Genomic DNA, 3,726 nt, shown 5'->3' on the forward strand with positions numbered 1-3,726 from the left:
CCGCCATCGGCTATATCAGCCCGATCGAGATGGAGCTAAAAGCCGCTTAACTCTGTCCATTTTTTCGGGGGAAGATCACTGTTCACTTTTGGCTCAAGGATGTATTTGTAACGTTCCAGCAAAGGAGCGGTAAGCCGCCGATGAAGGACATGCAGGCGCAGTGAGAAGTGCGCGTTAATCCGAGACTTGGCAACCGATCCTAAAAAGCGAGAGCTGTTAATGCGGCTGGCGGAGCACCTGCTCGCCACTGAGGTTGAGGGCGCAATTGCAGACGGGATGAAGCGCACCGGATGAAGAACCGAGCCCTAGACTTTTGACGCTCCAGATTGCCGGTCCCAAGCTCGTCACCAGCGCGATGCGAATCTCTGAGAGTTCGGTGCAGGGTTCGCTACAAAAAGAACCCGCCCGAAGGCGGGTAGCGCAAGATACCGAAGATGGGTCTGCCAATATCAATCAGCGGCACACGTGTCCACGGTGCTCTTCTGCGAGCTAGGCCTCGCCAGCCCGATGGTGAGTTGGCTGGGATCGGCTGACGCCGCAACTATCCGTGGCTTCGGGCGTGGGGTCAGAACCGCGATCTGATTGGGAGAAGCGGGCATCCCCGCCGACATCAGGTTTGGCGTTGCCGAACTCTCCTCAACCTGGGCTCCTCCCAGCACTGCCACTTGGAGCCGCGAGATCGGGAAGCCCGTCACTTCGAAGGCCGGAAAGTGCAAAGTGCACGCGCGAGCTTGATGGGTCGTCGCGCCTGCTACGGAGACAATTGCCGTTGCGATCAAGAACAGATTTCTCATGATGATACCCACTTGGATTAGAGATATTTCCACCACGAATTCCGCAATCATTTTAGTTGTGAGCCAGCGACGCAATCTGTGAACTTGTTCACTGGCGATGCTAATTCTGTTTGCCCCGCTGAGTGCGTGACTCCGATAAGGGCCCCGCCCCAAGTCAGGGAAGAACGGAAAGCTTAATATTTGGGGCGGGGTTCTGAAGTATGCCTCTCAAAGGGACAGCCCATAAGCCTGTCTCAGTATAAGATGTTAGCGTCATTAGTTGGTTTTTTCTGTCCGGTAACCAACGTTAGCGAAAGAAATTTCAGGACAGTGCTCCCGACAGTAATTTTCCCGGGACTCGGGGAGGACACGTACGCCGTTAAACGAGAGAAGAACAGCCGGCGAAACATAGGCGTGCATCGGGCACACGCGAGGATCGCAGTCGAGCGTGGCCGGCTCGAACTGCACGACAGCTATGTCCGGGTCTTGAAAAGAGAGGCCGGCAACTGAGGCGGCCTTACTTCAGAGCGGGCTAAGCTATCCTGCTGGCCTTGCTGTTCCGCCTTCCGGCCGTACTCAATCGCCATCTGCTCCAATTCGCGCCGCGTCTTTTCATTTGAGGCTAGGGGCGCCTGGATGCGGCACAGACGAGCGAGCGGAAAGAGAAATTTTGCTGCATACTTGCCCTTAAAGTCACCGCGACCGACATGTCCCTAATTGGTCAGACTCAGGAGCTGCTGGTTCAATCCGACAGGCATTCTGAAGGCGCGTCCGCTGCGCCAATCGATTAGGAGGTTCATGGGTTAGTCCGGACGGATCGCGATGGATCGAACAAAACTTTTCTTTACCTGCCATTGCTGATCTGATGACTAACAAAGAAACTACGCGACAAAATCTCAGCGTGGCCGACGCTTACGACGCAATAGCGGACAACGAAGAGCGGTTGGGACGAACTCTAGGATCGCAATCGCCGGATTTGCGAAGTCCAGTAGACGCGGCTCAGTGACCAGGCCTGCACTTCTGCAGCGGCATTACGCTTCGAGGTCTTCGACGGTCCGGATTTTTTCAGCACGAGCTGCCAGATCGTCATAGTGTTTCGCCGCCCGACGCAACGTATCTTCCGTTTGTCTGTGTTCGCAATTGTCCGCCTTCGCGCGGAACTCGTCTGCTCGCATCCGCCAATACTTGGATGTGTGCATACGCTCGATGCTCATGGGCGCCTCCACTTTCCGCGCCTGAGAAACGGCCCCAGCACAACCCTGAATGCCGGGCCGTTGGAGATTGCTTGGCGCATCTGGGCGGGCCAAGCCGACGCTAGGCTAGATCAAGCGCCAAGAACGTTATGTCCACTTTTGCACAGACAGGCTTAAAGACATGCAGATTGGATTAAATCCCATGGGCTCACGAGGATATGAGCAACGTTTCGCGTCAGGGAAAAAGGACCTCAGCTCCGGGGCTGGCGCTAGCTGAGGTCCTTTCGTGGCGGCGTTGCGTTGTGGAGCCGAACGCCGCGTCGCCGACTCACACTGTTGCCACTTGTTCCCGATCGCGAGCGAAGTCGGTCCGGGGACAGTTCTCGTCCGGCGGCTCAGGATGCCAGACGTAGGGCAGTTCGATCGCGAGGAGTTCGTAGGACTGCGTAAGTTGCTCACGGGAGCGACGCATCATCTCTCCGCTAAAACTGCTTATGGCTCGCCTGCGCTCTTGTTGGCTGGCGATGTATCGCGCCCATGCTTCTTTGTCGTAAGGCATGACGGCCCCGAGATGCCGCTGGTGGTTACTAGCTTATGTTAAAAATTCGGGCCAGAAAACTGACAAATCCCGAGGAATTAGGACAGTGCTCCGCACGGTAGTTGTACGGAGTCCACTTGGCATTTAGATACCGATAACGTGCCGGTCGCCGGGGCTGGCATTTCCATCCCGAACAAGATTGCAACCGGCAAGGGGTCGCTGAAAGGCGGCCCCTTTCGATTCGAAAAATTTGTCGCACATTCCTATCTTCGACTTATGCGTACGGCGTACGAGCTTTGCCTGGCTACTGCCGGCAAACAGGTCCCGGCGGGGCCGGACTGGATTCATGAGGTGAAGCACGATGGCTACCGGGTTATCCGGGAGAACGAGCGTGTGCGCCTGCTATCTCGGCAACGGCACCGATTGGACTAAGCGTTATCCGTGGATCGCGGAGAAAGCGCTGAAGAACCGACAGAAGCACTTCGTCATCGATGGTGAAGCCGTGATCCTCGGAGTGGACGGCATCGCGGATTTCAACGCGCTGCACTCGCGCAAGCACGATCACGAGGTGCAGCTCTACGCTTTCGATGTGCTGGCAATGGGCGGCGACGATTTGTGCGAGCTGCCACTGCACCTTCGCAAGACGAACCTGGAGCGGCTGCTGGCGCGCCGGCCGGATGGGATCACCGTGGCGCCGTTCGAGCGTGGCGAGTTCGGTCCAAACCTATTCCGCGCGGCGTGCCGCATCGGCTTGGAGGGTTTGGTGTCGAAGCACCGCGATCGACCTTACCGCGGAGGCCGGCAAAAGTTCTGGATCAGGGTAAAGAACCGCAGTCATCCATCGATGGAGCGGGAGCTATAAGTTCCTAGGAGCCCGGGGGCGAACGTGGAGGGTGAAAAATGGCCCTGCACTTTAGCCGCCTCGATAGTCCCCTCGAGGAGTTGGAAATTTGGAGCGGACCAGCCAAGGCTTTTCATTTGTGATCAGCAGGGAGAGCCGCAATGGTCCTGGCCTCCATGGGCCACCCGGCTTTGTCGCCTCGTGACGTCCCCTCAATGAGAACAAGCCTGCTGTCAGGGTGGGTGGCTCACCGGCAGCTCTCTTAGTAGGAAAACCATTTGTTACGCATGTCGAACGGCCCAAAGGGGGGTCGTTCCTGACGGCTGCGTCGCCTGCGAGCGTGACGGGAAGGCTGTTCTAACGGTCTGATGCCGAGAGTAC

Annotated in this window: 2 protein-coding genes; one reads left to right on the top strand and one right to left on the bottom strand. The window is 57.2% G+C overall.

The annotated features are described in order from the left end of the window. Positions 1–1,804: 1,804 nt before the first annotated feature. On the bottom strand, positions 1,805–1,987 hold the full coding sequence (locus tag SO139_RS45690) for a hypothetical protein (protein ID WP_474804956.1): 183 nt from the start codon (positions 1,985–1,987) through the stop codon (positions 1,805–1,807). A gap of 908 nt (positions 1,988–2,895) precedes the next feature. On the opposite strand from SO139_RS45690, the gene SO139_RS45695 reads away from it, so the two are divergent. Then, positions 2,896–3,366 carry an ATP-dependent DNA ligase gene (locus SO139_RS45695; protein ID WP_498542110.1) on the top strand — a complete coding sequence of 157 codons (471 nt, stop codon included), beginning with the start codon at positions 2,896–2,898 and terminating at the stop codon, positions 3,364–3,366. The last annotated feature ends 360 nt before the right edge of the window (positions 3,367–3,726 follow it).

The organism is Bradyrhizobium sp. UFLA05-89 (assembly GCF_059803475.1).

Bases quoted from the DNA above. Each gene is read 5' to 3' on its own strand.
- SO139_RS45690 (WP_474804956.1), bottom strand. From the start codon at position 1,987: ATGAGCATCGAGCGTATGCACACATCCAAGTATTGGCGGATGCGAGCA.